Consider the following 1,633-nt stretch of genomic DNA (forward strand, 5'->3'; position numbering starts at 1 on the left):
TCAAAACTAAACAAAGTAAAATACCTGTGCAAGGTTCCGTTTGCCCTTAAGGCAATATCCTTAGAAAGGAGGTGATCCAGCCGCACCTTCCGATACGGCTACCTTGTTACGACTTCACCCCAATCATCCATCCCACCTTCGGCGGCTGGCTCCCAAAAGGGTTACCCTACCGACTTCGGGTGTTACAGACTCTCGTGGTGTGACGGGCGGTGTGTACAAGACCCGGGAACGTATTCACCGCGGCGTTCTGATCCGCGATTACTAGCGATTCCAGCTTCATGCAGGCGAGTTGCAGCCTGCAATCCGAACTGAGAATGGCTTTAGGAGATTAGCTAAACCTCGCGGTCTCGCAACTCGTTGTACCATCCATTGTAGCACGTGTGTAGCCCAGGTCATAAGGGGCATGATGATTTGACGTCATCCCCGCCTTCCTCCGGTTTATCACCGGCAGTCTCGCTAGAGTGCCCAACTGAATGCTGGCAACTAACAATAGGGGTTGCGCTCGTTACGGGACTTAACCCAACATCTCACGACACGAGCTGACGACAACCATGCACCACCTGTCACTCTGTCCCCGAAGGGAAAGCTCTATCTCTAGAGTGTTCAGAGGATGTCAAGACCTGGTAAGGTTCTTCGCGTTGCTTCGAATTAAACCACATGCTCCACCGCTTGTGCGGGTCCCCGTCAATTCCTTTGAGTTTCAGCCTTGCGGCCGTACTCCCCAGGCGGAGTGCTTAATGCGTTAGCTCCAGCACTGAAGGGCGGAAACCCTCCAACACTTAGCACTCATCGTTTACGGCGTGGACTACCAGGGTATCTAATCCTGTTCGCTCCCCACGCTTTCGAGCCTCAGCGTCAATTACAGACCAGAAAGTCGCCTTCGCCACTGGTGTTCCTCCATATATCTACGCATTTCACCGCTACACATGGAATTCCACTTTCCTCTTCTGCATTCAAGTCTTCCAGTTTCCAATGACCCTCCACGGTTGAGCCGTGGGCTTTCACATCAGACTTAAAAGACCGCCTGCGCTCGCTTTACGCCCAATAAATCCGGACAACGCTTGTCACCTACGTATTACCGCGGCTGCTGGCACGTAGTTAGCCGTGACTTTCTGGTTAGATACCGTCAAGGCCGGGGCAGTTACTACCCGACTTGTTCTTCTCTAACAACAGAGCTTTACGATCCGAAGACCTTCTTCACTCACGCGGTATTGCTCCATCAGGTTTTCACCCATTGTGGAAGATTCCCTACTGCTGCCTCCCGTAGGAGTCTGGGCCGTGTCTCAGTCCCAGTGTGGCCGATCACCCTCTCAGGTCGGCTACGTATCACAGCCTTGGTGAGCCATTACCTCACCAACTAGCTAATACGCCGCGGGTCCATCCATAAGCGGCAGCCGAAGCCACCTTTCATCTAAGAGACAGGCGTCTCAAAGACCTATGCGGTATTAGCATCCGTTTCCGAATGTTATCCCCCTCTTATGGGCAGGTTACCCACGTGTTACTCACCCGTTCGCCACTAATCCATTCTCTGCAAGCAGAGAATTTCATCGTTCGACTTGCATGTATTAGGCATACCGCCAGCGTTCGTCCTGAGCCAGGATCAAACTCTCGTTTTAAGTTTGAAAAGCTCATT

The 1,633-nt window shown here is 52.3% G+C and carries 1 rRNA gene; it reads right to left on the minus strand.

Features of this window, described 5'->3' with window-relative positions:
- Nucleotides 1-64 precede the first annotated feature (64 nt).
- Nucleotides 65-1,616: ribosomal RNA gene (locus BM212_RS12285) — 16S ribosomal RNA — on the minus strand.
- Between the last annotated feature and the right edge of the window lie 17 nt (nucleotides 1,617-1,633).

Origin of the sequence: Marinilactibacillus piezotolerans (genome assembly GCF_900114235.1) — a bacterium.
In the GTDB taxonomy this organism is placed as follows: Bacteria; Bacillota; Bacilli; order Lactobacillales; family Carnobacteriaceae_A; genus Marinilactibacillus; species Marinilactibacillus piezotolerans.